The organism is Streptomyces sp. NPDC059900, assembly GCF_050270335.1.
Classification (GTDB): domain Bacteria; phylum Actinomycetota; class Actinomycetes; order Streptomycetales; family Streptomycetaceae; genus Streptomyces.
In genome coordinates, this window is the sequence record NZ_JBNNJZ010000824.1 from 1 (window position 1) to 2792 (window position 2792).

4 protein-coding genes are annotated in these 2792 nt (G+C 67.3%); all 4 read right to left on the reverse strand.

The window, feature by feature from the left end; all coding sequences use genetic code 11:
* Nucleotides 1-240: 240 nt before the first annotated feature.
* Nucleotides 241-765 carry an SMI1/KNR4 family protein gene (locus tag ACQKIP_RS44495; RefSeq protein ID WP_427745601.1) on the reverse strand — a complete coding sequence of 175 codons (525 nt, stop codon included), beginning with the start codon at nt 763-765 and terminating at the stop codon, nt 241-243.
* A gap of 185 nt (nt 766-950) precedes the next feature.
* Nucleotides 951-1694, reverse strand: a complete 744-nt coding sequence (locus ACQKIP_RS44500; protein WP_365862034.1) for a hypothetical protein — start codon at nt 1692-1694, stop codon at nt 951-953.
* 44 nt (nt 1695-1738) lie between these two features.
* On the reverse strand, nt 1739-2116 hold the full coding sequence (locus ACQKIP_RS44505; RefSeq protein WP_365862035.1) for a fic family toxin-antitoxin system, toxin component: 378 nt from the start codon (nt 2114-2116) through the stop codon (nt 1739-1741).
* Nucleotides 2116-2367, reverse strand: coding sequence for a hypothetical protein (locus tag ACQKIP_RS44510; RefSeq protein WP_365862037.1), 252 nt, complete (start codon nt 2365-2367; stop codon nt 2116-2118). The genes ACQKIP_RS44505 and ACQKIP_RS44510 overlap by 1 nt, the downstream gene beginning before the upstream one ends.
* Between the last annotated feature and the right edge of the window lie 425 nt (nt 2368-2792).

Here is a 2792-nt window from a genome sequence, read left to right on the forward strand (position 1 = left end):
CTGCTGAGTTCTTCGTCAGGGCCCGCAATTCCGCGCAGGCCCGCCCGGCACACTCGTGATCGCCCCCGTCCAGGACGGCGACGTGCAACGGAATGCCGCGCCCGACGGCTTCGATGATGTTGCCGCGCACGGCCCGGTGCGGGCCTACCCGGCCGGTGATCTCGTCGTGGTCGGCCGCTGCTGTGGTACGTCGTCGCCACCCGGACGTTCGGCTGCTCGAACAGTCGCGCCGGAAGCGATTCAGCTGACGGGTTCGAAGAAGGGGGCTCCCGCTGCGAAATTACGCGCATGCACTGTTACGTTCTCGCCTGTGAGGTAGGCGAGCAGCCAGTCGCTGAACGTCATGTCGTGGGCGACGTATGCCGGACTGTCAAACTCGTGAACGCCGATCCACCAGGGCATGGAAGGCTCCACCGGCACGCGAAAAAAGAGACACTCCCCGGATGCGGCGCTTGCGAAAGGGAGAAGCTCGCCGGGTCCGGAACCAACCCGGCTCGGAAGGTCCCCGAAGTCTTCCTCGTTTTCGCGCCAGTCCTCGATCTCCTCCCTGGTCTTCTGCCCGAGGTCCCTTCCTGACTCTTTCGCGGGGTGCTCGAGGTACAGCTGTCCGTTGATCACAATGGAACCGTAGGCGTCAACGACCTCCCGGAAGTCCGCAGGAAAGGTGACGCCGAGTTCCCGCTCCACCTGGCACCAGGGAGCCGGGTCCGCCCAATGAAAGCGGGGCTCTCCCAAGAGATCCTTGATCTGCGCGAGCGTTGCCACCTGATCCCTCTCTCCGGCCATGCTGTCGTGGCTCTTCCGGCGCCGCTGCTGCGTCCGCGGCTATGAACGCCTGCCCGAGCACCACGAGGCCATGACCCGTTGGCCGATGACCATCCTGATGACGCGTCATCTCTCTCGGACGAAGCCCCGGCCCTCACGTAAGTGATCAGTTCGCGGACGGGCGCTCAGTCCTGGCGACGCCGGGACCACGATGTCGCAGCCCACCAACCACCCGCTCCAGCCCAGATGCCTGCAGTGACGATACCGAGGACGACAAGGCCCATGGTGGGGCGCCACGCTGCCACCATCGTCAGCGGGGCGACCAGCGCCAAAACCACGGAGAGCCCGAGGCCAAGCACCGTCCCTCCGGCGGTCACTGCGGTCTGCCGCCGTGCATGATCTCGGCCTTCCCTGACGTCGACATCCTGCAAGGATGCCCGGCAAGTGATCTCAGGCCCGGAACCATCCACCAAGACCGAGGAAGTGATCGTCTGCCTCTTGGCGATGAGGCTCGGACCGATCTTGAGTGCTGTTCCGTCGATGGTGCCGGTTGGCAGGTGGAGCGAGGAAGGCTCGGAAGCCAGCTTCAAGAGCTCGACAATTTGCACCCCGACGTCGAGACGGATGGGCAGGCCGCCGTCATAGTGGTCGCTTGAGATGTCCCTGCGCCCCTTGTTGATCATTTTGATTTGCAGAACATGGGGGTCTGTCAAGGTGCCACCAGCGTGATGGACCTCCAGGCTGCTGCCCGCGCCATCAGCTGCTTTGAGCAGATTCGTCTTGGCCGACATCCAGTAGTCCAGCTGCCGTTTAGGGTTGGCCGCCCGCAGAGTAGCCCAGCCGGCAAAGAACCCGGTGGTCAGACCGCCGAACACGGCAAGGGCCGCCCAAAGGGTGGCGGAGGCATACCAAGATCCCGCAAAAGTCATAGCGTTCCCACCAAGTTGACCAAGTCGTGGGCCCGTTGCCTGGCCTAGCTGGTGGTGGGCCAGGAGCGCAGCAGCCGGGCGATCTTGTCGACGGTGCAGTCGCGGCTCAGGAGGAGGTCACGCAGGGCGGCTGCATCGTCGCGGGCGGGCTTGACCGTGATGCCGGAGGCTTCCAGGTACATGACGCCGGTGGCGGCCGCGACAGCCAGATTCGAGCGCTCCAGCCAGCGGCAGCGGCCCAGCACGTGCACCAGCGCGGCCGCCCGCGAAAAGGGGCCCTCGTACACGGGGGTTTCCAGAAGTTCGGCGCGGTGGCAGGCGACCGCGGCCACGGGAATGCCGTAATCGTCCGGAGCCGGATCCCCCGCCCCGGCCAGCTGCGCGACCTGCAAAATCCAGGGGACGTCGATGTGCAGGTCCATTACGCGGCGTGGGCTCCCGGTCCGGCCGGGTCCTGCTCGCCACCGGGCTCCTCGGCGGCGTCGAAGACGTGCTGGTGCTCCGCGAGGAAGCGGCCCGCCGCGTCCAGCCCGCGGGCCCGCAGACCGCTCGCGTCCTCCAGGACCAGCTGGGCAATGTAGTCCCCCAGCGCCATGCCGCGCTCACCGGCCCGCGCCGCCGCGATCTGCTTGACCTCGGCGTCCACCCGCACACCCAGCTGTGTCTTCGCCATACCCATACGGTAACACCTGTTACCACGCCGCGGCGGGTATCCGCATCTTCCCCGCCGAGCCCGGAACGCAAGGCCGTTCTGGCCGCGAAGCGGCCAGTACCTGCCACCGACCGCGGCCCCAGCGCCCATCACCCCGCACCCGGTGCCACCACTTGATCAGTGCAAGGCAGCCGCCCGTCACCGGCGGCCGCCGTCTGCGGCATCGGACACCCCCGGCACACCCGGCCACGCCACCCGCCTGGTCCCTCCGCCTCCCCCTCACGCGGGCCGGGGAGGTGCAACATGCCGTGCCAGACCCGGGTCCGGCCCGCCCGAGAGCACCGCAACAGACGGAGCAGCTCAGCCACGTGGTCGGCATGCGGTTCACCACAGCCCCGGACGTGCGAAAAGACCCCGCGCAATCACCTGCCGGATGGGACTCCGCC

What these genes read in the sequence shown, in the direction of transcription:
- ACQKIP_RS44500 (WP_365862034.1), bottom strand. Translation starts at nt 1,694, where the DNA reads ATGACTTTTGCGGGATCTTGGTATGCCTCCGCCACCCTTTGGGCGGCC.
- ACQKIP_RS44505 (WP_365862035.1), bottom strand. Translation starts at nt 2,116, where the DNA reads ATGGACCTGCACATCGACGTCCCCTGGATTTTGCAGGTCGCGCAGCTG.
- ACQKIP_RS44510 (WP_365862037.1), bottom strand. Translation starts at nt 2,367, where the DNA reads ATGGCGAAGACACAGCTGGGTGTGCGGGTGGACGCCGAGGTCAAGCAG.